This window comes from Halomonas sp. 707D4, from assembly GCF_024158685.1.
Classification (GTDB): domain Bacteria; phylum Pseudomonadota; class Gammaproteobacteria; order Pseudomonadales; family Halomonadaceae; genus Vreelandella.
The window spans coordinates 1-21518 of record NZ_JAMZBD010000004.1 but is presented as its reverse complement, the minus strand read 5'-3'; the positions used below and the strand labels follow the sequence as shown (position 1 = coordinate 21518).

Here is a 21518-nt window from a genome sequence, read left to right as displayed (position 1 = left end):
AGCGTGACGTTTTCAGCTCGCGGCCTGGCTCGACCGCGAGCTGAAAACGTCACGCTAGCGATTGGCGCCACATGGCCAGCGCCCGAATGTCCTCGGGTGTGGTGCGACAACATCCGCCGATGCCCGACGCCCCGGCCGCCAGCCATGCTGGCGCGCCTTGAACGAGCCCCGAGGGTGCGCCTTGGTGATCACACGCCGCCGGCTGCCAGGTCTTGCGCACCGGGTCGTACTGCTCGCCGGAGTTGGGGTAGACCAGCACCGGCAGATCGCACTCGCGCTTGATGGCTTCGATCAGCGGCGCGATATGGGCAAGTGCGGTGCAGTTCACGCCGATCGCCGCCACGCCCGGGCGCCCTGCCAGCGCCCGGGCGCATTCGGCAATCGGCGTGCCGTCGCTGATGTGCGCGCCATCCTTCGCCGAGAAGGTGATCCACGCCTGCGCTCCCGGGTGCTCGGCGAGCAGATCGGTGATCGCTAGTGCCTCATCAAGCGACGGCAGGGTTTCCGCCGCCAGCAGGTCGGCGCCGGCTTCCAGCAACAGCGCAAGGCGCTCGCGGTGAAAATCGACCAGCCCCGCGCGGTCCAGGTCGTAGCCACCGCGGTACTCGCTGCCATCGGCCAGATACGCCCCGTAAGGGCCGACCGAGGCCGCCACCAGCGGTTTCGGGCGCCCGCTGTCCGACTGCCAGGCAGTGTCGCGGGCCTCACACGCCAGCGTCACCGAGCGCGTGATCAGCGCGCGCGCCTCGATTTCGGAGAGCCCCGCGCGCATGAAGCCGGGAACCGTCGCCTGGTAGCTTGCGGTGATCGCGCAGTCGGCGCCGGCCTCGAAGTAGGCCTGATGGACCTGGCGGATCTTCTCCGGCGCTTCGCTCAGAAGCCGCGCCGACCAGAGGCTGTCGTTGAGATCGCACCCCAGCGCTTCGAGCTCGGTGGCCAGCGCCCCGTCGATCACCATGAAGGGCACGTCCTGCAGCAGGTTCGTGATCGGATTGGTCGAGCGGGCACTCATTAAACGGTCTCCTCGACGGCGGCGCGATGCCGGGCCGTCTTGCGGCGGTGCAGAAAGTGCACCAGGTAACACAAGAAGATGAACGGCACGCCGAAGTAGAGCGCGACGCGCTGATGCGGGTCGAAGGCGATGCCGATGCAGGCGGCCAAACAGGCGCCGAAGGCGATCAGCGGCACGAACGGGTAGCCCGGCGTGCGGTAGACCAGATCCTCGAGCCGGCCGCCCTCGCGCAGGTAATGGCGGCGGAAGTTGAACTGGCTCAGCGCGATCGCCATCCACACGATCACCACCGCAAGCCCTGAAATGGACACCAGCACCAGGTACACGGTTTCCGGCGCGTAGACGCTCGAAAACAGCGCCCCGAAGCCGCCGATCATGCTCAACAGCAGCGCGTTCATGGGAATGCCGCGCTTGTTGAGCCGACCAAGCGATTTGGGCAGCGTGCCCTGGTCCGAGAGCGTCCAGAGCATCCGCGCCGAGGCGTAGAGCCCGGAGTTGGCCGCCGAGAGCAGCGCAGTGATGATCACGAAGTTCATGATGTCCGCCGCCCCCGGCACGCCGATGCGCTGGAACACCGCGACGAAGGGGCTCTGGCTGAGCCCGGCCTCGGTGTGCGGCAGCAGTGCCGCGATCACGATCATGGTGCCGACGAAGAACAGGATCAGCCGCCAGAGCGTGGCGCGAATCGCCTTGGGCACGTTGCGCGCCGGGTCCACCGCCTCGCCGGCGGCGATGCCGATCAGCTCGGTGCCGGAGAAGGCGAACATCACCGCCAGCAGCGTCATGCCGATGGTCAGAAGGCTCGGCGGCATCGCGCCCTCGCCCCACAGTGCCGAAAGCCCGGGGGAGGCCACGGCGGCGCCGGTCTCGTCCTGAAGCGGCACGAAGCCGATGATCGCCGCCGCGCCGATCAGCACGAACGTCACTACCGCCAGCACCTTGATCAACGAAAGCCAGAACTCGGATTCGGCGAAAAAGCGCGAAGTGAAAGCGTTGACGCCGAACACGATGGCGGCGAACAGCGCGCTCCAGTACCAGCCCGGGATATCCGGAAACCAGCGGCCCATGAACACTGCCGCCGCGGTGAACTCCGAGCCCAGCGCCACTGTCCAGGTGAGCCAATACATCCACGCCACCATGTAGCCGGTGCCGGGGCCGATGTAGCGCGTGGCGTGAGCGCTGAACGCGCCGGAGTCCGGCATGTGCACGGCCAGCTCCCCCAGGCACATCATCACCAGCCAGGCGACGATGCCGCCCACCAGATACGCCAGCACCGCCCCCAACGGGCCCGCCTGCTGCACCGTGTAGCCGGAACTCAAGAAAAGCCCGGTGCCGATCACGCCGCCGAGCGACAGCATGACCAAATGGCGCGTCTGCATGCTGCGCTTGAAGTGCGCGCCCTCTTGCTCGTTCATGATACGTCCTGATGATTGCGAATTGGTCTTCACACGGGCCCGGCCTGTGCGAAGGGCGCACTATATTAGTGCAATCAGGGCGTATCAAAAAGAAATCAAAACACAAGCCTCTATTCCTCGAGGCTATAAAGCGGGCTGAATTTTCGAGGCGCGCGACCCATTCAGCCGTGAGTGGTTTCGAGCGCGATATTGGCCCAGCCGCGCTCGTCCACTAGCGCCTCCAGCCTGTTCGGTCGGTAGCGTTCGTCGCGCTCGTAGCGCGTCTTCACGCTTTCGTGGATCAGCGTGGGGCGGCCCTCGTTGATCAGCGGCCGATCGTACTCCGGGCGCAGCCGGTAGATGTGCCGGCGCGAGTGGTGCAGCGCCCCGCGCGCGCCGTCGGTCAGGCGGGCCTGCAGGTGGGCATCCGTTGCCAGGCCCGCGGCGTTGGCCTCGGTGAGCATCCAGCCAAGCGGCGCGTCCGAGGCCTGGCGGCCCTGCTCGTCCGGTGCCTTGCCGCCGCCGATGTCGCTGTGCACGCCGGCGAACCATACCTGCTTGAGATCGACGCCACCGCGTGTTTCCCAGAGCGTGGGCTCGAAATCCTTGCGGTGTTCGTCGATCGCCAGCGCATGGCGGGCGGTGGCGATATTGCTCCCCATCTTGGTATCGTAGAATTCGTTATCGTTGTTGAACAGCCCGCCCAGCAGGCTCAGCGGAATGCCCAGCGCCCCCACCGTGTCCCACACGCCGATGAAGTGAATGCGCCGGCTCGGGTGGCTGTGGCGAGCGCGAAACGCCCGGGCTTTCTCGCCGCCGGGCCTGTCGCCCTGCGCGTCGCTTTTGTAGATTTCCCACGCGCGGGTGATCAGCGAGGCGTGCTCGCGCGTGAGGATGCCGCAGTTGTTGATCAGCCCGCAAAGCGCACGCACGTTGTAGGCGCCGCGGCTGAAACCGAACAGGTAGATGTCGTCGCCCGGGGCGTAGTTGTGCACCAGGTAGCGGTAGCCATCCAGGATGTTCTTCTGAATGCCAACGCCGGTGAGCGCTCCGCTCAAGTGGTTGCGGTAGGAGCCGATGCCCCAGCCGTAGAACACCTGCTGGCGCACGCCTTCGTGCTCCGGAGTAATGCCGCGGGCAAGCTTCAACACGTTGGTCGGGTAGTCTTCCTCGAGATCCTCTTCCGGCTGATTCCAGGTGCCGTCGGCGCAGATGACGAGATGGGCCATGATGTCACTCCTTGACGCCCGGGCGAGTGAGCATCACCAGTGTCGACGCTGCCTACCGGTTCGAGGCGATCAGCGTCCCGCCGGCGGCCATGAACAGGCCCCCGGTCGCCCGGTTGAACCGCTGGTAGCGGCGCGGGTTCTGGAACCAGCGGCTGATGCCGGCGCCGAGCCCCGCATAACTCGACATCAGGGTGAAATCGATCACCAGCCAGGTCAACGCAAGAATGATGAATTGCACGAGTTGGGGCTACTCTCTTGCGATTCTGGAGCCGATCACAGAAAAGTCGTTAATGGCAGGATAGTGAGGCAGATAAGCGTTGAAGCCGGTGAACAAAAGCAGTAGACGCTAGGCCAATCAATCTAATAATTCGATGGGCGCTCTCATCTCCTTGAATGTGCGTAAAGTATGCTCATTCCAGGTTTCAAAATGGTCGTGCATGGCCTGACGGGCAAGCTCGCGGTCGCGGGTCTTGACCGCGTCCACGATAGCGATGTGGGTCTCGTTGGTCTTCATTTGCGCCTCTTTGGACTGGCGGGCCAGCACGCGGCGCTGGTGCAGCACCTTCTTGAGCACCGAGGAAAGTCCTTGAAAGATGATCAGCACGGCGGGGTTCTTGGCCATAACCGCAAGCAGTTCATGAAACTCGTAATCCGCCTGAATACCGTCCAACACGTCGGTCGAGTGTATAATCTTGCCGCACAGCACCTCTAGCCGGGCCAGTTCGTGCGCTTGATGATTGACCGCAGCGGCCTGAACGATCTCTTTTTCGAACATTTCTCGAGCGGTTTCGAGATGATCTACCGAGATATAGTTGAGCTTCAGCGCCAGCTCGAAATAGAGCTGAATGAAAACCGGTTCGGGCATCTTCAAGAAAGTACCGCTTCCCTGCTTGCGCTCGATGAATCCAAGGCTTTGCAGCACCGACAGAACGTTTCTAACCGAGGTGCGGTGCATGTCGAAGTGCTCGCAGAGCGCTCTTTCAGGCGGAAGTTTCAACCGGCCATCTTTGGACAGTTCGGAAACGGAAACAAACTCCTTAAGCCTATCCAAGAGGTTAGGATCAATTTGGCTCATAGCGTCTTCCAAGTGCCACCCCTGTCCCCTGTCGTCATCGCTAATGCAATAAAAGTACGTAGTATAAGTACAGGGGCAGCTTATCATAGTCAGTGAATGTGCATACCGCCGTTCACATCAAGCGTGGCACCGGTGATATAGCTGGAAAGATCGCTTGCCAGAAACAGGAAGGCATTGGCGATATCCTTCGGTGCCCCCAGGCGAGCCAGCGGAATGCCTTCGATAATCTTGGCTTTCATCTCATCGTCGAGCTTACCGGCGGTGATCTCGGTGGTGATCAAACCCGGCGTGACGGAGTTGACGCGAATACCGGATACGCCAAGCTCCCGCGCCATGGCCTTGCCCAGACCCAGCATGCCCGCCTTGGCTGCGCTGTAGTGCGGGCCGCCGAAAATACCGCCGCCGCGCTGGGCTGATACAGATGACGTATTGATGATCGACCCGGACTTGCCCTGCTTCATGTGCGGCACCACGGCCTGGGACATGTACATCATGCCGCGCAGGTTGACGTCCAGAATGCGGTCGTAGTCCTCGGGCTTGATCTCTTCGAACTTGACCGGCTGGGTAACGCCTGCATTGTTCACCAGCACATCGATTCTACCGAACTTTTCCATCGCGGCGCGGGCCAGCTCGAAGCAATCGTCGCGATTGGCGACGTTACCGATGACGACCAGCGAGCGCTCGGCATCGAACTCCTCGCGGATCGCCTCGCAAGCTTGCTCGTTGATATCGGAAATTACGACGGAAGCGCCATGCTCATAAAAAAGCCGTGCGGTCCGCAGGCCAATGCCTTTCTCGCCGGCCGCGCCGGTCACGATACATACCTTGTCTTTAAGCAGCATGACGTGTTCCTCTTATTGATCTTGGGTAAGTAAAGCCAGCTCCTCGAAGGAGCGTACAATGAGCGACTCGATTCCATCGAGCTCTAAAGGATGTTCGTCACGCCAGGGTTGAGCGCCCGCATCGCGGTGCAAACGAAACGGCAGCTCCAGCGAGAACGGCTTGCCCTGCTCGAGCAGTGCCCGGGCAAGTGCTGCGTCGTCCGTGTCGCCGTCGCCGAAGCTCACGAAATCGATGCCTTCCGCCTGGCGTAGGCAGGGCTTGAGATGAGCGTGGGCGGCCAACGGCAACGCCGTTAGGGCGTCATCGAGCGCATTCAACTGCGGAGCGTGTGAGAGCAGGTTGCCCATATCGTAGTTGATGCCGAAAACATCATCACCCAGGCGCTTGAGCAGCGCCTGGGCATCGCTTGCGCTATTAAAGACGTTGGGGACCCCGTTACCTGGGTTTTCAAGCAGAATACGCACGCCGTGGTCGCGTGCAATGGCAGCCAGGGTATCGGCCTGCTTGAAGAACGTGTGCTCGCGTTCGCGCACGGCTGCATTGGTAATGATGAACTCGGCCCCCAGCCACGCCGCGAAACGGCAGCGCGCTTCGAGCCGGGCGGCAGCGTTTTCGAGCCCCAAATCGATATGACCCGAGAAGTAGCGGCACTGCTGGCCATGGCTGCGCATTTCGCTTTTCAAGTCGTGTGCGAAGGACTGGGTGAAATCGCTGTCGGTGAACGCTTCGACGTAGCCATCGATGAACGCGAACTCGACATTTTTCACCCCGCAACGCGCAAGCGAGGGCAGGATGACATCAAACCCGTAGCCATCGAAGGCGGCGGTGCTGACGGATATGAAACTCGTCGCCATGACTCGCCTCACCCCTTGCCGTTGAGCAGGCGGTAGGTGCGAATGACCTGGCTGTCATCGAGTTTGCCCTCGCCGCGCTCGGAACTTGCCACGAACATTTGCCGGGCGGTTTCCGCCAGCGGCGTGAACGCCCTGGCGGCCTTGGCGGAGTCGCAGACGATGCCCATGTCCTTGCAGAAGATATCGACGACGCTGGTGACATCACCGGGCTCTTTGATCATGCGCGGGCCGCGGTCGCCCAGCATCCAGCTCGACGCCGCCGAGCCCTGCACCATGGAGAGCATGACCGAGGCCTCGATACCACTCTTTTCCGCCAGCGCAAGCGCTTCGGCGGCCGCGGCGATATGCACGCCGCACAACAGCTGATTAACGGCTTTCATGGCCGCGCCCTGGCCAGGCGTGGGCCCGGCTACGAATATCGCCTTGCCCATGACCTCGAACGCGCTCGAGCAAAGGCCAAGCGCTTCGTCACTGCCAGCGGCCATGATGGTCAGCGTACCGGCTTGGGCCCCGACCACGCCGCCGGATACCGGCGCGTCGACATAGTGAAGGTCCGGGCGCACCGCCGCCACCTCACTGGCGATACCGGCGGCGTCGTCCGGCGCGATAGTTGACATCTGCACGATACAGGCGCCCTCTTTCAGCGAATGCACTACGCCCGAGGCCGCATCCTGAGCGGCCGCATCACCGAACAAAACGGCGCGCACCTGCTCGGCATTCACCACCATGATGAACAGCGCTTCACTTTCGTTGAGGTAGCGCTGCTTCGTTTCACGGGAAGTGGGCTGGCCGTTGAAGGCAGTTTCGACCTGCTCGAACACATCGACGCCCAGTACGTCGAATCCGGCGTTCTTTAAACACGCTGCCATGGGGCGGCCCATGGCGCCGAGTCCTGCAAAAACGATGTTATGCATAGCGAACCTCAGTAGATGATCAGCGCCGGTACGTAAGAGACCAGTAGAAGCACGATGAGGGCGACCAGATAGAAAGGCAGGAGCTCCTTGACTACTGCGCCAATGCGTTCACGTGCAATGGCCGCGGAGACGAACAGCGTCGTGCCGATGGGCGGCGTAAACAGGCCGATGCTCAGGTTCACGCACATAATGATGCCCAGCTGCACCAGGTCCAGACCGATCGCGTTGGCAATGGAGACAAGGGTTGGCCCCAGAAGCAGAATGGCGGCGGGCAGATCCAAGAACATGCCGATCAGCAGCAGTAGCAGGTTGATCGCCAGAATGATCAACAGCGGATGCTTGAGATACTCCACCGCCCACTGGGCCACGGCTTGCGGTACGCCGCCAGAGGTCAGGATATAGGCGATGATGTTGGCGGCCGCGATGATCAACATCACGATCCCCGTGGTGATGACGGTGTTTACCAGCGCCGCCATGACGCGGCTGCCGGTCAAATCACGGTAGATGATACCGCTGACCATCAGCGCGTAGGCCACGGCGATGATGCTGACCTCGGTGGGCGTGGCGATACCGGCTCTGAGCAGCACCACGATGAACACCGGCATCAGGAGCGCAGGCAGCGCGGTGAACAGCGTATTGATCATCTCGGCGCGGGTATGTTTGAGCTTGAGACGCGGAAAGCCGCGGCGCTTACCCACGAAATAACACGCCAGCATCATGCCCGCCGCCAGCATCAGCGCGGGTATGACCGCGGCAATGAACAGCGATGCAATCGAGCTATTGGAAACGGTGGCAAACAGAATCAGCGGAATCGACGGCGGCATTAGCCCCGCGATGACCGAGGATGCCGAGGTCACCGCCGCACCAAACGCACCGGGGTAGCCTTCCCGTTTCTGCCAAGGAATGAGCATCGACCCCAATGCCGAAGCTTCCGCCACCGACGAGCCGGATACGCCCCCGAACACCGTCGAGCCCACCACGCTGACCTGCCCCAACCCGCCGTGATACTTGCCTACCAGCATCGAGGCAAGCCCTACCAGTTTCTGCCCGAGCTTGCCCGACATCATCAGGCTACCGGACAGAATGAAGAAGGGAATCGCCAGCAGAGGGAAGCTCTGCGTAGGCTGGAAGATCTTCATGATCGCCATGCTCGACGGCATGGGGCCGAAAACCGACAGTGCCGCCCAACCGCTGATCACCAGCGAGTACCCGACCGGCATGGCCATCAGCAAGAAAAGAACAAACGCCGCAAGCATTTGAACCGTCATATTCCCTCCTCCCCGTGCGAAACCTGCGCCTCGGCCTGCGCCTCACCACACGCCAAAGTCAACACGATATTGAGTAGTGCGACCAGCGCCAGCCCTGCAAACCCGACTACCACCGACCAGTACGCCCAGGACATGCCCAGCCGCGTGATGGGAAAGCGCTGACCGCCGGCGATGTCCACCACGTTCAAACCGTGATAGGCCATGGTGCTGAACGCCACCAGCGCAATCACGTTGACGCACAGCGTCACGATGCGCTGGGGAAGTCTTGGCAGCTTTTCCACCACCAGTTCGATGCCGATATGTTCGTTTTTAGCCGCCGCCGCCACGATGGCGCCCATAGTCAGCCAGGGAAAGAACAGGTTGGGAATTTCCGTTACCCAGCCAAGGTTCGTCGAGAACAGATAACGCACGACAACCCCAGTGAGCAAGGAGATGAAAATGGTCACGATCGAGACGATCGCCACCCACTTGGCTATCTGATAAATCACGTTCTTCGAGCCGACTAGAAGCGAAGCCGGCCCGCCGGCTTCGCTTTTGCGGCTCTCGACTGAGAGCGTCATGAAAATGCCCCTCCGGCTCGCTACTACTGCCCGTTGTGAGCGGCGTTCACTACCATGTCCACAAGTTGAGGATACTCTTCACGCCACAGGTCATAGACCGAGGAGGTCGCTTCAATGAAGGGCGCCTTGTCCACTTCGTTGATCGCGACGCCAGCCTCTTGCAACTGGGTGCGAAGCTGCTCATCGGCTTCAAGCGAGGCCTGGCGATTGAACTCGCCCGCTTCATCCGCCGCTTCCTGAATCGCTTGCTGCTGCTCTGGGGTGAGCATGTCCCACATCATCTTGCTCATGAGCAGCGGCGTGGACTCGTACTTGTGCCCGGTTAGAGAGATGTACTTCTGAACTTCGTAAAGCCTTGAGGAGTAGGTGTTCATCAAGGGATTTTCCTGACCGTCCACCACGCCTTGCTCGAGCGCGATGTAAAGTTCGGAGAAGTTCATTGGCGTGGGGTTCGCGCCCAGCGCCTCGAAGATATCGACCGTCATTTCATCCGGCGGTGTACGAATCTTGAGGCCCTGCAAGTCTTCCGGCGTCTCGATCGGGCGCACGTTGTTGCTGACGTGGCGAATGCCGTTATCCCACAGGCCCAGCACGACCAGATTCTGCTCTTCGGCCAAGCGCTTGAGCTCATCGCCTACTTCGCCATCCATGACCTCCCAGGCCGCAGGCAGCGAGTCGAACAAAAATGGCAGCCCCAGCACGGAGAACTGCGGCACGACGCTAGAGGTCGCACCCTGGCTGTTGGTGCTGAACGCCAGAGTACCCATGCGCATCAGCGTCAGGGCTTCCATGTCATCGCCGTACTGGGAGTTGCCGCCCACATCGATAACTAACTCACCGCCGGTCTTTTCCTCGACCAACTGGGCAAAAAGCTCTGAAGCCTCCGCCTTGGGGTTACCTTCCGCTGCGTTATGGGTCAGTTGAAGAACCTGCTGAGCGTTGGCGTTAACGGCAAACAACACGGCGCCGACAATAGCGGTCGCAAGGACAGTTTTTTTCATGACGTTTCTCTCAGTTGAATTAATTGTTGTAAATTGTGGCTAGCGTAACGAGTGAGAAAACTCGCGTGTCAAACAACGTGCTGCTCGATGGTCTTGACTACCTCCTTGGTGGAAATACCGTAGCGGTCGTGCAGTGTGGGAAGCGCCCCGGCGTCCAGGAACTCATCCGGCAGGCCGATCTGGTAAAACTTCACGGCCACCCCTTCCTTCATCAGAAGCGAGGCCATGCTTTCACCCAAACCACCCACCACCGAATGGTTTTCGGCGACGAAAACGGGGCGGTCCGGATGACGACGAACTTCTTCTAGAATGGTCCGGGTATCCAACGGCTTGATGGTGGCACAGTGCAGAACGGCGACGTTCTTGCCCTTCTCCTTGAGTTCATCGGAAGCCTCGATGGCGCGCATGGTCATCAGACCCGAGGAGATGATCAGTGCATCTTCGCCGTCGATCAGCTGCTTGGCCTTGCCGATTTCGAACTGGTAACCTTCGAAGCGATCCAGCACGCGCGGCACCTTGCCCCGCAGCAGGCGCAGATACACCGGACCGTTGTAATCCGCCATTGCGTGAACGGATTGCTCGATATCGACTGCATCGCAGGGGTCGATGATCGTAAGATTCGGCATGCCGCGGAAGATCGCGACGTCTTCGGTGGCCTGGTGGCTTGGACCGTAGCCGGTAGTAAGGCCTGGCAAGCCGCCAATGATCTTTACGTTAAGGTTCTCTTCGGCGATTGCCAGGCAGATGAAGTCGTAGGCGCGGCGCGAGGCGAACACGCTGTAAGTGGTCACGAAGGGAATGAAGCCTTCGCGGGCCATACCGGCACCGGCCATCATCAAAAGCTGCTCGGCCATCCCCATCTGGTAATAACGATCCGGGTAGGCCTGGGCGAAAATATGCAGGTCGGTGTACTTGCCCAGGTCCGCCGTCATGCCGACGATCTTGTCGTTCTTACCGGCGGCTTCGACCAGTGCATGACCGAACGGCGCTGCCGTCGTAGGCTGATCTTCACCTGCGATGGAGGCGATCATGGCCGACGTTTTCAGCTTCTTCTTGGCGTTGGCACTCATTTCATTTCTCCCCTGACTCAATACCGTAGACGTCATCAAGTTCCTTGAGCGCCACGCTCCATTCGTTTTCATCTACACGAATGAAGTGGTTCTTGTCCCGCTTTTCCAAAAATGGCACGCCACGGCCCATCAAGGTGTCGCAAATGATCACCCGGGGCTTAGCGGAATTGCTGGCCATCGCGCTATCAAAGGCTTCGAGTACGGCGTCGAGATCATTGCCATCGACACGGTAGGTTTCCCAGCCAAACGCAGTCCATTTATCCGCGATCGGCTCGTAGTTGAGCACTAGTGAAGACTTGTCGTCGGCCTGCTGGTCGTTGACATCGACGATGGCAATCAGGTTATCGAGCTTGAAGTGCGAGGCGGAGGCGGCAGCTTCCCAAGTGGAGCCTTCGTTGAGCTCGCCATCCGACAGCAGGTTGAAAATGCGCGAAGCGCTTTGCTTGCGCTTAAGGCCCAGCGCCATACCGACACCGATTCCCAGGCCGTGGCCCAGCGAGCCGCCGGTGATTTCCATACCCGGCGTGTACGCGGCCATGCCGGACATCGGCAGAATGCTGTCGTCGCTGCCGTAATTTTCGATTTCGTCTTCGCTGACGACGCCAGCCTCGATCAGGGCAGCGTAAAGGGCGATGGCGTAGTGACCGATGGAGAGTAGAAAACGGTCCCTCTCTTCCCACTCAGGGTTCTTGGGATCAGTTTTTAACGCGTGGAAGTAGGAAACGGCCAACACATCGGCGATTCCCAGGGCCTGACCCACATAGCCCTGACCTTGCACCTCGCCCATGCGCAGGGCATGGCGGCGAATATTGTAAGCTCGCTGCCGAAGCGCCTTGACGGTATCGACCTTCGATGCGGTAGCAGTTTGACTCATTCAAGTCACCTCCAATTGGTTGACCAATTGAAGATAAAGGCGTCATCTGCATCTTGATAGAATACTTTAGTCTACATGGGTTACGTCAGCTTGCTAACCGCCGATACTTGCTCGCAACGAACCTTCTTAGTTAATCTAATCAATCTATAAAAAGTTGATTTAAAAGAAATTAAATCATTCATATCTCATATCGCTTTTAGCTAAAGCCCGCCTAATACTTTAGATTAAGAACAAGTACAAGAGCGCATAGCCCACGTACCAGCAACGTCTCCGCTGCTGATACGCACGAGAATCCGCATTATTGGTAGACCAATTCATTGAAAAACGGCGAAAGCTCTTTTGCGCTCATGGGCAGGGCAGGTGTGACGGCGGTGATAGGGTAAGGCGTTGCCTGTCATATTGAGCTGCTCCCAGCCGTGCTCTTTCATTAACGCTTCGAGTTTGGATGGGCGGTAGTCGCTATCGCGCTGATAGCGTTCCTTGACGCTTCGATGAATGAGCGCCGACTTGTTCTCATTGACGAGTGGGCGATGCAGCCTGGACACTTCAAGCGGTAGACGGGGCGACGAGACTCGTGAAGCTCACCCTGGCTTGCATCGGTCAGGCGCTCGTGAAGGTAAGGCTCGGTGCAAGTCCTGCGGCGTTGGCCTCCCTAAGCATCCACTCAAGCGGGGCACCGGAGGCCGGTACCCGTTCGCGTCGGGCTCCTTGGCGATGCCTATATCGCTGTGTACCCGAAAAACCATACCTGCTTCAATCCACGCCTTCGCGGGCTTCCCACAAGGTGGGTTCGAAGCCCTCGCGCAGTTCGTCGATGGCAAGTGCATAGCGGGCGGTCGCAAACCAGTGTAGACGCTGCCTAGATGAAACAAGCATCAGCATCAGCGAGGCCAGAACGCCACACAGCACGGTGGCGATCGCCTGGCGTAGGCCGAACCTGAGCCCGTGGCTGGTGCCTCAAAGTGCCACCAGCCCGGGAAAGATAATCAGGGCAAAAATGACGCCTACAGAGGTCAGCCTCGTCAGCGTATCCACGCGTTACTCCTTTTTTATCGGTGTGCAGCCGGTCCGCCGCCCGCCGTCGATATCCAGAACGACTCATTCAACCACGCTCCGGCGTCTCGCGCCTTCGAGTTGCTCACTTTAGAACGTCTGCGTAAACTGGCGCGCCGTTTTAGCAGGGCGTCATCATGAAAATCAACGTCGTGGGTACCAGCGGCAGCGGCAAGAGCACGCTGTCGAAAAGACTCGCCGAGGCGCTGGACGTCCCGCATATTGCGCTCGACCAGCTCTTCTGGCGCCCCAACTGGCAGGAAACGCCGGACGATGAGTTTTTCCCCAAAGTCGAGGCGGCGCTGGTCGACGCCGTTGATGGCTGGGTGCTCGACGGCAACTTCAACCGCACCCGCGCGATCAAGTGGCGCGAGGTCGACATGATCGTCTGGCTCGACTACGGCTTCTGGCGCACCTTTCGCCAATCCTTGCAGCGGGCGATCGTGCGCATTGTTACCCGCCGCGAACTCTGGCCCGGCACCGGCAACCGCGAAACCGTTCGCAAGACCTTTCTAAGCCGCGACTCGATTCTTTTATGGATGCTGACCTATTGGCGCCCCCAGCGCCGGCGTTACCTGCTGGATACGCTGAATCCGGCGTACCGCTCAATACAGATCGTTCGCTTGACCCACCCCGACGAAGCGAACCTGTTAATCGAGCAACTGGCAAAGCGGCGCGGCTAGCCGCACCGCTTGAGCGTCAGGGTCTCAGTGACACGAAGTTGAGCCCGGTCGTCCTCGTAGCAGTTTCGATAGCGGCTTTCGGATCGTCGATGCCTACTTCGACCATACCTACTTTATCCAGATCGATCAGCCCGGCCTCGATCAGGCGCCAGATCGACAGCACCGTTTCCGATCGGTACATGCGTGACCCACGGATCGTCAGCCGGCGGCGCAGTACCTCGCCATAGGGAAACGGAATGTCCTGGCGCACGCCGCCCATCAGCACCAGGGTGCCGCTATCTCGGAGCGTCGCAAAACCAGCCAGCAGCGGATTGGCGCTATCGGCATCTCCCATGGTGTCGATCACCACATGCGGGGCCCCAGCCACCGCCATGATGGCTGAGGCGTCCTGATCGACATCATTGGTCAGTTGGACGGGTACGACACGCGCATCGAGCATGGCCAGTTTCTCGAGCGCGGCTTCATTGCGACCCAGCGCGATTACCCGCGAAGCGCCTTTAGCCAAAGCGACCAGTACCGCCGCCCCGCCCATCTGCCCGGTGGCGCCCAGAATGGCCACGACGTCGCCCGGCTTTTGGCCGGACTGCACTACCCCTTCTCCGGCAATCCCCAGCCAAGTCAGAAACGCCAGCCGGCCAGGATCATCAAAATGCTCCGCTCCGGGCAGCCGGGTGACGGCTTCCTGGGGCAGCAAGGCCTTTTGCGCCATGGTGCCGTTTCGCCACTGCGTGCGCATGGCGCCCACCACCTCGGTGTCCTCGCCGCGCCCGCCTATCTCACCCAGTCCCATGAGCACGTCTTCGGGGTGGTCGATATCCCCGGACTCGACCAGACAATCGAGTGCCACGACATCCCCGACCTCCACGTTGAAGACGTCATCGGCCTTTTCGCGCACCACGCCGACGCCACCGGCGCCCAGCACGAGCGGCACGGGCAGCGGGATGTCAGTGCTGTCGACCATCGCCATCAAGTAGGCGGGCACGTGAACCGCTCGCACATCCACGATGACCGACCCGGGCCGGCATTGCGGGTCGGGGCGCTCGACGCAGCGCAGCGGGGTCTGAAGGGTTTCCTTGTACCAAGCTTTCATCAGCAGTCACTCCTTTGGGTGAAAGACATTTAGATTGGCTGTGGTGACGACAGCCACGGAACAAGGCTAAAACCTCGACTATAGTTGAGGTCAACAGGTTTATTTTTGATCCGAGCTGCCTTATTAAAGAGGAATTTCTCAAAATATCTTTTGTAAACTCGAGGTTTTAACGCTTGATGGCTACAGACCTATCCGTTGGCGACGTCGCCAGGCGCAGCGGCGTGCGAATATCGACACTTCACTTCTACGAGTCTAAGGGACTGATAGCGTCCTGGCGCACCAGCGGCAATCAGCGCCGTTACCCGCGAAGCGTGCTGCGTCGTATTGCGGTGATTCGTATCGCCCAGCGCGCCGGTATTCCGCTGGCGATGACCAAACAGCACTTGGATTCGATTCCGTCTGATCGCCAGTTGAGTGCGGCAGACTGGCAGGTGATAACGGCCACCTGGCGCGAGGAGATCGATCGCCGAATGGAAAGCCTGATGCAGCTACGCAACCAGATGGATCGCTGCATTGGCTGCGGCTGCCTATCTCTTGCCGACTGCCCGCTGCGCAACCCGGACGATCACCTGGCCGAGGAAGGCCCCGGCGCCCGCTTACTGGTCTCGTCGAACGAATAACACAACGCTAAGCGCCAATCCGTCGTTTGGAATGACGTGAGAAACCGGGTAGGGTCATCGATCACTCGTTTAAGCTCTTAATGAGAAAAAGGGAGTTTTCATGAAATATCACGTAACACTTGCCTTACCCTTAAGTCTTTTTGCTGGCGCTCTTATCGTTTCCCAAACCGCCCAGGCTGGTACCTCGGCGCTTTCGCAGCAGCTAAAGGATCTCGAGTCGTTCCAAGTCATCGCCCACCGCGGTGCCAGCGGCCACGCGCCGGAAAGCAGCATGGCAGCGCTCGAACTCGCCCATGGCTGGGGTGTGGATTATCTGGAGCTGGATATCCAGATGACCGCCGACGGCGAGCTGGTCGCCTTTCACGACGACACGCTCGAGCGCACCAGCAACGGCGAGGGCCACATCAACGACCATACCCTCGCCGAGCTGAAGGCGCTCGACGCCGGCAGCTGGTTCAACGAGGAGAACCCCGAGCTCGCCGATGAAGCGTTCGAAGGCGCACAGATCCTGACGCTGGAAGAAGTGTTCGACCGCTTCGGCCAGGACGCGCGGTATTACCTGGAAACCAAGTCGCCGGAACTCAACCCGGGCGTGGAAGAGGGGCTGGTGCGCCGGCTGGAAGCGTTCGATATGATCGAGACCGGCCGCGTGCTGATCCAGTCCTTCGATCAGGAGAGCCTTCTGAAGATTCACGAGCTGAACGCCGACATCCCGCTGATCCAGCTGGTGTGGTACTCCCCGGACGCAGAAAACGACGGCCGTCTGACGGAGTGGACCGGCGTCACCCCGAGCCCGGACGAGATCACCGACGCAGACTTCCAGGCCGTGGCCGACTACGCCGTAGGGCTCGGCACCAACTACCTGTTTGATGACGAGCCGGTCATCGGCGAGGCGTTCGTCCAGCAGGCCCAGGACAACGGCCTGGCGGTTCACGTCTATACGGTCAACGACATCGATGAAATGCAGCATCTGATCGGCTGGGGCGTTAATGGCCTGTTCACCGATTACGCGGATCGACTGATCGAGTTGACCGAATAAGGCTGGTGGGCCGCCTGCGGCATTCGTCGCAACCGGCCCGCCCCCATCTAGAAACCTTCGAAGATACCCAAGCAACAAACTCGTTACTCAAGGACAGTGCAAGCCGCCATGACGACGAGTGATCACCCTGCGATGCCAGGCCGTTCTCCTCAGCTCTTGAACGGCCAGTGCTTATCGAAAATGCCATCGATCGAATGCTCGAACAGCTCCTGAACATGATGTTTGGCGGTGTCGGCGGTGACGAGGTGGAAATCGCGGGTCAGCGATCGGCGCCCTAGCCACTTGAGCAGGCCCTGGCGGGCGACCACGTTGAGCATGAGCAGGCCCTGGCGCTGTTCGATGGGCACGAACTGGTAGTGCGCGTGAAGCCCCTGGCGCTCGCCGAGCAGAAACTCGAAACCGCCACCGGCGCCCTGCTCGTCGAACAGCGCGATCTCGCGGGCCCAGGGGTACTGGTCGATGATGTCGCAGGCCTTGTCGAAACGGTCGGTGGTGATTCGGCGATGAACGAACTCGCGGTTTTCGGTGTGAAGAGAGTAGAGAATTCGAACCATCGAGGGCCTGCGGGTGGAAATAATTAAGCGCTTGATTATATATCATCGCGCCCCGCAGGCCGAACAGGATTCAGGGCTGGCCGCTACCGCCTGCCGCGCCGTACACGTGGCCCGTGGTGAAGCTCGATTCCTGGGAAGCCAGCAGCACGTAGACCCCAGCAAGCTCCACCGGCTGGCCCGGGCGACCGAAGGGGGTGTCCTCGCCGAAGCTTTCGACCGCCTCGTCGGGCTGGCCGCCGCTGGGCTGCAGGGGCGTCCAGAACGGGCCGGGGGCGACGGCATTGACGCGAATGCCCTGCTCGGCAACCTGCTTGGCGAGCGCCTTGGTGAAGGCGATGATCGCCGACTTGGTCATCGCGTAGTCGAGCAGGATCTTCGGCGGATCATAGGCGACCACCGACGAGGTATTGATGATCGCCGCTCCCGCCTCCAGGTGCTCCATGGCCGCCTGGGTGATCCAGTACATGGCGTAGAGGTTGGTCTTCATGGTGGCGTCGAAGTCGTCATGGGAGATATCGGTGATCGACGGCTTCCACTGCTGACGCGCGGCGTTGTTGACCAGGATGTCCAGGCCCCCTAGACGCTCCACGGCGGTCTCGACCAGTTCGCGGCAGAAGGCCTCGTCGCGAATGTCTCCCGGGATCGCCACGGCGGTACGCCCTTCGGCCTCGATCAGCTCGATCACCTCGCGCGCGTCGGACTCCTCCGCCTCGAGGTAGTTGATCGCCACGTCAGCCCCTTCACGGGCGTAGGCGATCGCCGCGGCGCGGCCGATGCCGGAGTCACCGCCGGTGATCAGCGCGCGGCGCCCTTGCAGGCGGCCGCTGCCTTTATAGCTCTCTTCTCCGTGGTCCGGGCGTGGGTCCATGTCGCCCGCCAGGCCCGGCCACTCCTGGGGCTGGTTGGCGAACGGCGGCGCCGGGTACTGGCTTGTGGGGTCTTGCTTGTTCAACAGCGAACCGTCGCCACCACTACTGTCACCCGCCCCGCTCGACGCAGCGCTCTGGCTCGAGGAAGATTGGGCGAAAGCAGGCGTGGCCATGGCGGCGGCCATGCCGGTGGCAAGGCCACCCACCACCTTGCGGCGTGTCGGATCGAAGGAATTGATGGGTTTCATGTAAACCTCCTTGTCGATGATCGTTCCTGAAGCGGATGCGGACACCCCCTTTGACTTTAGTCGCGGTGACTCAAAGCGCAAACCGGCTCAGGGTGACGCGGGCACGACGCGCACCAGTTGGCCTTCCGGGCTGTCGGTCAGCAGATAGAGCGCCCCGTCCGGTCCGGTGCGCACGTCGCGGATCCGCTCGTCGAGCTCGCCGAACAGCCCTTCCACGTCCTCGGCCCGGGTAGCGTCGGCATCGAGCGTGACGCGGCGCACCTCGTGATCGACCAGAGAGCCGACGAAGAGATTCCCCCGCCAGGCGGGAAACAGATCGCCGTCGTAGAGCGTCATGCCCGACGGCGCGATCGAAGGCGTCCACTCGAGAAGCGGCGGCTCGGTGCCCGGGTATTCTGTGAAAGGCGTGACCCGGGCGCCGGTGTAGTCGAGCCCGGTGGTGGCGATGGGCCAGCCGTAGTTGGCGCCGGGCGTGACGAGATTGATCTCGTCGCCGCCGCGCGGGCCGTGCTCGTGGGCGATGACGCGACCATCACCGGCTACCACCAGCCCTTGCACGTTGCGGTGGCCGATGGAGTAGATCTCCGGGCGAGCGTCGGTTTCGCCCGCGAAGGGGTTGTCCTGCGCGGCGCTGCCATCGGTATTCAAGCGCACGAGGCTGCCGAGATGGCTTTGAAGGTTCTGGGCCTGTTCACGGTAGTCGAAGCCGTCGCCCAGGGTGAGCAGCAGCGTGCCATCGCCGAGCCAGGCCAGCCGACCGCCATAGTGGGCGGCACCGCGCTTGGCGGGATGGGTACGAAAGATCTCCTCCACCTCGCTGAGCGCGCCGTCGTCCAGTCGTGCGCGGGCGAGGCAGGTGTGGTTGGCGGCGAGCTCGCCGCAGGCGTAGCTGAGAAAGAGTCGATCGAGCTGGTCCTCCTGTGGTGAAACCAGCACGTCGAAGAGCCCTGCCTGGCCCGAGGCGAACACCTTCGGTACGCCCTCGATCTCGTCAAGCCGCTGCCCTTGGGCGTCGAGCAACCAGAGGCGCCCGGGGCGCTCGGTCACCAGCATGCGCCCCTCGGGCAGGAACGCCAGCGACCAGGGGTGCTCGAGCCCTTCGGTCAGGACCTCCAGCCGATAAGCGGGCGCGTCGACCTGGGCAAGCGCCGGCGGCGAAGGCGCCAGACCGGCAAGACCCGCCCCCAGCGCCAGCATCGCCGTCCCGGCAAGATGGGTTCCCCGGTGGCGATGGCCTCGGCCGCGCAGCAGCGCGAGCAGCAGCCCGGCGAAACCGGCGCTTGCCAGCATGGCGACGCGCCCGAAGGTGGTGCGCGTGGCCGCCACCAGCGTGGGCATGGGCGCGAAGTGGTTGACGATATGGAGCGTGGCGAACAGCGCCACGATGGCGAGCAGCGGGCACAGCGCCAAGCGGTAGCGACCGTGCAGTACCAGGCGCGAAATGGTCAGCGCCACGGCCTGGGAAACGAGGAATCCTACCGAGAACAGCAGCGCGTAGATCGGCGAGAAGGTCACCAGATCCCAAAGCGTGGTGGCGATGCGCCGCGCCGGGGATATCTCCACGCCCATGCGGGCCAGCGCCGCCAGGTTGACCTGGGTCTGGATGATGCTGCCCAGGAGGATACCCGCCACCAGCGCGATGGCGACGTGCAGCAGCACGCGAGACCAGAGGGGTCGTCGTTGCATCGGAATGTCCTTGTAAGGTGTTCTAGTCGACGGCGTGTCAGCGCAGCTGGCTATCCTTGCTGCCGCGACGGTTGTAGCCGCTTGTCCGAGAGGTCGTCTTGTCGTGCTCGGCCTGGCAGGCGATGCATAGCCTGACGCCCGGCATGGCCTTGCGCCGCGCCTCGGGAATCGGTTCGTCGCACTCTTCGCAGCGCTTTCGGCTTTCGCCTTGGGGAAGCTGGCTACGCGCCCACTCGACGCCCTCTTCCAGCGTGCTTTCCATCTGCTCGTGTTCGGCGCCGTCTCTGGCCCATCCTCCTGCCATGGTGGTTCTCCTCAAGCGTTGATGGCTTAAGTGTAGCGCCTGGAACCGCACGTTGCCTTGCATGGCGCTACCCACACTCACGCCTTGTGTCTATGCTCAGAGATACGCTGGTTTTATGTCTTATTGCGCGTTTCCACGCGGGCTAAAAGTGGTTAAGCTCCTTGACCAGCAAACTAATGAAAAGCGCTTAGGGAGCGGTCATAATCAACGTTGATAAAGTTATAAAAACCGGGTTCCCGCTGCGCACTCGACGGCGCCGGACGCTCAACGCTCGATGGGCAAGATGCACCCTTCGATGAGTCGCCAAGCGATACCCGCCCTTCTGAAACGTGCGCTGAGGTACGCCCTTGGGCACCTGCTGGTGTGGGGCGTGTGCGTGAGCCAGGCACAGGCGCAGACATCCGACGACGAGATACTGGTGGTCGCCCATCCGGATGTCGCCCTGCAAAGCATGAGCCGCGACACCACCCGCGCCATCTTCGCCATGCGCCAGCGTACCTGGCCGGACGGTCGCGCCATCCAGGTCTTCGTGCTCCCCAATCGTGACCCGGTTCATGCGCGCTTTGCCAAGGAACAGTTGAACGTCTACCCGCACCAGCTCCAGCTCGCCTGGGATCGCATGGTGTTCTCGGGCATGGGGCAGGCACCCCATAGCGTTCGCAGCCTGACTGAAATGCACGACAAACTAGCCACGACACCCGGCGCACTGGGGTATCTCGAGAGGGCCTATCTGGATGACGCGATCCAAGTCATTTCGGTGGAATGACGGTAGTGTCGCTACGCTCTTGTGTATCGGCGTGACCGCCTTTACAGCGACCAAGGGTCTTGCAAACGACACGCTGCAGACGGCTCAACTGCATGGATTCTTGAGCCAGGCGCTGGTCGTCACCGACGACAACGACTTCTTCGGCCCCAGCAGCACGGGCGCCGGCAGTGCCGAATACACCGAGCTCGGGCTCAATGCCTCCCTTCGCCCCTATCCCAACGTGCTGCTGGCAGCGCAGGTCTTGAGCCGCCGCGCGGGAGGCGAAGGCAGCGACGCCAAGCCTACCCTCGATTACGGCGTGGTCGACTACCAGCTGACCTCAAGTCACGACCGCACGCTGGGCGTTCAGGCCGGGCGCTTCAAGAACCCGTTCGGCCTGTACAACCAGACCCGCGACATGGCCTTCACCCGGCCCAGCATTCTGCTGCCGCAGTCGATCTACTTCGACCGCACTCGCTCGATCGGTCTCGCCGCCGACGGGATCGGCGTCTACGCCGAGCAGCGCGTACCGG

General features: G+C 61.4%; 23 protein-coding genes and 1 pseudogene. 5 read left to right on the top strand and 19 right to left on the bottom strand.

Going from position 1 to position 21518, the window contains the following annotated elements; genetic code table 11:
- Positions 1–49: 49 nt before the first annotated feature.
- The 14 genes from mmuM to BIS11_RS00345 all read right to left on the bottom strand — a co-directional run bounded on the left by mmuM (position 50) and on the right by BIS11_RS00345 (position 13003).
- On the bottom strand, positions 50–1012 hold the full coding sequence (gene mmuM / locus BIS11_RS00410; protein WP_253423404.1) for a homocysteine S-methyltransferase: 963 nt from the start codon (positions 1010–1012) through the stop codon (positions 50–52).
- Positions 1012–2427: an amino acid permease gene (locus BIS11_RS00405; RefSeq protein WP_253423407.1), complete on the bottom strand. Its 1416-nt coding sequence runs from the start codon at positions 2425–2427 to the stop codon at positions 1012–1014. The genes mmuM and BIS11_RS00405 overlap by 1 nt, the downstream gene beginning before the upstream one ends.
- A 161-nt stretch (positions 2428–2588) precedes the next feature.
- Positions 2589–3635 (bottom strand): DUF2235 domain-containing protein, encoded by a 1047-nt coding sequence (locus BIS11_RS00400; RefSeq protein ID WP_253423410.1) that lies wholly within the window; start codon positions 3633–3635, stop codon positions 2589–2591.
- A 52-nt stretch (positions 3636–3687) separates the two neighbouring features.
- On the bottom strand, positions 3688–3873 hold the full coding sequence (locus BIS11_RS00395) for a hypothetical protein (protein ID WP_253423413.1): 186 nt from the start codon (positions 3871–3873) through the stop codon (positions 3688–3690).
- A gap of 117 nt (positions 3874–3990) precedes the next feature.
- A complete protein-coding gene (locus BIS11_RS00390) occupies positions 3991–4710 on the bottom strand; it encodes a FadR/GntR family transcriptional regulator (protein WP_253423416.1) in 720 nt (239 codons plus the stop codon).
- A gap of 89 nt (positions 4711–4799) precedes the next feature.
- Positions 4800–5552, bottom strand: coding sequence for an SDR family NAD(P)-dependent oxidoreductase (locus tag BIS11_RS00385; RefSeq protein ID WP_253423418.1), 753 nt, complete (start codon positions 5550–5552; stop codon positions 4800–4802).
- A gap of 12 nt (positions 5553–5564) precedes the next feature.
- Positions 5565–6407 (bottom strand): sugar phosphate isomerase/epimerase, encoded by an 843-nt coding sequence (locus BIS11_RS00380; RefSeq protein ID WP_253423421.1) that lies wholly within the window; start codon positions 6405–6407, stop codon positions 5565–5567.
- Between the two features lie 8 nt (positions 6408–6415).
- Positions 6416–7321: an NAD(P)-dependent oxidoreductase gene (locus BIS11_RS00375; RefSeq protein ID WP_253585640.1), complete on the bottom strand. Its 906-nt coding sequence runs from the start codon at positions 7319–7321 to the stop codon at positions 6416–6418.
- 8 nt (positions 7322–7329) lie between these two features.
- Positions 7330–8589 (bottom strand): TRAP transporter large permease, encoded by a 1260-nt coding sequence (locus tag BIS11_RS00370; protein ID WP_253585639.1) that lies wholly within the window; start codon positions 8587–8589, stop codon positions 7330–7332.
- Complete coding sequence (locus tag BIS11_RS00365; RefSeq protein ID WP_253426230.1) at positions 8586–9149, bottom strand: TRAP transporter small permease; 564 nt, start codon at positions 9147–9149, stop codon at positions 8586–8588. The genes BIS11_RS00370 and BIS11_RS00365 overlap by 4 nt, the downstream gene beginning before the upstream one ends.
- A gap of 23 nt (positions 9150–9172) precedes the next feature.
- A complete protein-coding gene (locus tag BIS11_RS00360; RefSeq protein WP_253426226.1) occupies positions 9173–10150 on the bottom strand; it encodes a TRAP transporter substrate-binding protein in 978 nt (325 codons plus the stop codon).
- Between the two features lie 68 nt (positions 10151–10218).
- A complete protein-coding gene (locus tag BIS11_RS00355) occupies positions 10219–11220 on the bottom strand; it encodes a transketolase family protein (protein ID WP_253426223.1) in 1002 nt (333 codons plus the stop codon).
- 1 nt (position 11221) lies between these two features.
- Complete coding sequence (locus tag BIS11_RS00350; protein WP_253426220.1) at positions 11222–12094, bottom strand: transketolase; 873 nt, start codon at positions 12092–12094, stop codon at positions 11222–11224.
- A gap of 753 nt (positions 12095–12847) precedes the next feature.
- Entirely contained in the window at positions 12848–13003 is a 156-nt protein-coding gene (locus BIS11_RS00345) for a DUF2235 domain-containing protein (protein WP_253426553.1), read from the bottom strand.
- 281 nt (positions 13004–13284) lie between these two features.
- Here BIS11_RS00345 and BIS11_RS00340 point away from each other — a divergent pair, with 281 nt between their 5' ends.
- A complete protein-coding gene (locus BIS11_RS00340) occupies positions 13285–13830 on the top strand; it encodes an AAA family ATPase (RefSeq protein WP_253426556.1) in 546 nt (181 codons plus the stop codon).
- Positions 13831–13846: 16 nt separating this feature from the next.
- On the opposite strand, the gene BIS11_RS00335 is transcribed toward BIS11_RS00340, so the two are convergent.
- Positions 13847–14920 (bottom strand): zinc-binding dehydrogenase, encoded by a 1074-nt coding sequence (locus BIS11_RS00335; protein WP_253426559.1) that lies wholly within the window; start codon positions 14918–14920, stop codon positions 13847–13849.
- Between the two features lie 176 nt (positions 14921–15096).
- On the opposite strand from BIS11_RS00335, the gene soxR reads away from it, so the two are divergent.
- On the top strand, positions 15097–15540 hold the full coding sequence (gene soxR / locus BIS11_RS00330; protein WP_253426065.1) for a redox-sensitive transcriptional activator SoxR: 444 nt from the start codon (positions 15097–15099) through the stop codon (positions 15538–15540).
- Positions 15541–15640: 100 nt separating this feature from the next.
- The gene (locus BIS11_RS00325; protein ID WP_253426062.1) at positions 15641–16579 is read left to right on the top strand and encodes a glycerophosphodiester phosphodiesterase; all 939 of its coding nucleotides are present in this window, start codon (positions 15641–15643) and stop codon (positions 16577–16579) included.
- A 149-nt stretch (positions 16580–16728) separates the two neighbouring features.
- On the opposite strand, the gene BIS11_RS00320 is transcribed toward BIS11_RS00325, so the two are convergent.
- The 4 genes from BIS11_RS00320 to BIS11_RS00305 all read right to left on the bottom strand — a co-directional run bounded on the left by BIS11_RS00320 (position 16729) and on the right by BIS11_RS00305 (position 20240).
- The gene (locus BIS11_RS00320) at positions 16729–17133 is read right to left on the bottom strand and encodes a hypothetical protein (RefSeq protein ID WP_253426060.1); all 405 of its coding nucleotides are present in this window, start codon (positions 17131–17133) and stop codon (positions 16729–16731) included.
- A 70-nt stretch (positions 17134–17203) separates the two neighbouring features.
- Positions 17204–18250 carry an SDR family oxidoreductase gene (locus tag BIS11_RS00315; RefSeq protein ID WP_301283047.1) on the bottom strand — a complete coding sequence of 349 codons (1047 nt, stop codon included), beginning with the start codon at positions 18248–18250 and terminating at the stop codon, positions 17204–17206.
- An 87-nt stretch (positions 18251–18337) separates the two neighbouring features.
- Positions 18338–19936 carry a PQQ-dependent sugar dehydrogenase gene (locus tag BIS11_RS00310; protein WP_253585638.1) on the bottom strand — a complete coding sequence of 533 codons (1599 nt, stop codon included), beginning with the start codon at positions 19934–19936 and terminating at the stop codon, positions 18338–18340.
- 37 nt (positions 19937–19973) lie between these two features.
- A complete protein-coding gene (locus BIS11_RS00305) occupies positions 19974–20240 on the bottom strand; it encodes a DksA/TraR family C4-type zinc finger protein (protein WP_253425609.1) in 267 nt (88 codons plus the stop codon).
- Between the two features lie 295 nt (positions 20241–20535).
- Between BIS11_RS00305 and BIS11_RS00300 the strand changes: the two genes are divergently transcribed.
- Complete coding sequence (locus BIS11_RS00300; protein ID WP_253425611.1) at positions 20536–21006, top strand: hypothetical protein; 471 nt, start codon at positions 20536–20538, stop codon at positions 21004–21006.
- Positions 21007–21037: 31 nt separating this feature from the next.
- Positions 21038–21518 (top strand): annotated as a pseudogene (locus BIS11_RS00295) (hypothetical protein); the annotation flags it as partial.

Coding starts and splice junctions, on each gene's coding strand:
- BIS11_RS00305 (WP_253425609.1), bottom strand. CDS start 20,240: ATGGCAGGAGGATGGGCCAGAGACGGCGCCGAACACGAGCAGATGGAA.
- BIS11_RS00320 (WP_253426060.1), bottom strand. CDS start 17,133: ATGGTTCGAATTCTCTACTCTCTTCACACCGAAAACCGCGAGTTCGTT.
- BIS11_RS00355 (WP_253426223.1), bottom strand. CDS start 11,220: ATGAGTGCCAACGCCAAGAAGAAGCTGAAAACGTCGGCCATGATCGCC.
- BIS11_RS00390 (WP_253423416.1), bottom strand. CDS start 4,710: ATGAGCCAAATTGATCCTAACCTCTTGGATAGGCTTAAGGAGTTTGTT.
- BIS11_RS00380 (WP_253423421.1), bottom strand. CDS start 6,407: ATGGCGACGAGTTTCATATCCGTCAGCACCGCCGCCTTCGATGGCTAC.
- BIS11_RS00350 (WP_253426220.1), bottom strand. CDS start 12,094: ATGAGTCAAACTGCTACCGCATCGAAGGTCGATACCGTCAAGGCGCTT.
- BIS11_RS00365 (WP_253426230.1), bottom strand. CDS start 9,149: ATGACGCTCTCAGTCGAGAGCCGCAAAAGCGAAGCCGGCGGGCCGGCT.
- soxR (WP_253426065.1), top strand. CDS start 15,097: ATGGCTACAGACCTATCCGTTGGCGACGTCGCCAGGCGCAGCGGCGTG.
- BIS11_RS00325 (WP_253426062.1), top strand. CDS start 15,641: ATGAAATATCACGTAACACTTGCCTTACCCTTAAGTCTTTTTGCTGGC.
- BIS11_RS00300 (WP_253425611.1), top strand. CDS start 20,536: ATGAGTCGCCAAGCGATACCCGCCCTTCTGAAACGTGCGCTGAGGTAC.
- BIS11_RS00310 (WP_253585638.1), bottom strand. CDS start 19,936: ATGCAACGACGACCCCTCTGGTCTCGCGTGCTGCTGCACGTCGCCATC.
- mmuM (WP_253423404.1), bottom strand. CDS start 1,012: ATGAGTGCCCGCTCGACCAATCCGATCACGAACCTGCTGCAGGACGTG.
- BIS11_RS00385 (WP_253423418.1), bottom strand. CDS start 5,552: ATGCTGCTTAAAGACAAGGTATGTATCGTGACCGGCGCGGCCGGCGAG.
- BIS11_RS00400 (WP_253423410.1), bottom strand. CDS start 3,635: ATGGCCCATCTCGTCATCTGCGCCGACGGCACCTGGAATCAGCCGGAA.
- BIS11_RS00375 (WP_253585640.1), bottom strand. CDS start 7,321: ATGCATAACATCGTTTTTGCAGGACTCGGCGCCATGGGCCGCCCCATG.
- BIS11_RS00335 (WP_253426559.1), bottom strand. CDS start 14,920: ATGAAAGCTTGGTACAAGGAAACCCTTCAGACCCCGCTGCGCTGCGTC.
- BIS11_RS00315 (WP_301283047.1), bottom strand. CDS start 18,250: ATGAAACCCATCAATTCCTTCGATCCGACACGCCGCAAGGTGGTGGGT.
- BIS11_RS00370 (WP_253585639.1), bottom strand. CDS start 8,589: ATGACGGTTCAAATGCTTGCGGCGTTTGTTCTTTTCTTGCTGATGGCC.
- BIS11_RS00405 (WP_253423407.1), bottom strand. CDS start 2,427: ATGAACGAGCAAGAGGGCGCGCACTTCAAGCGCAGCATGCAGACGCGC.
- BIS11_RS00340 (WP_253426556.1), top strand. CDS start 13,285: ATGAAAATCAACGTCGTGGGTACCAGCGGCAGCGGCAAGAGCACGCTG.
- BIS11_RS00360 (WP_253426226.1), bottom strand. CDS start 10,150: ATGAAAAAAACTGTCCTTGCGACCGCTATTGTCGGCGCCGTGTTGTTT.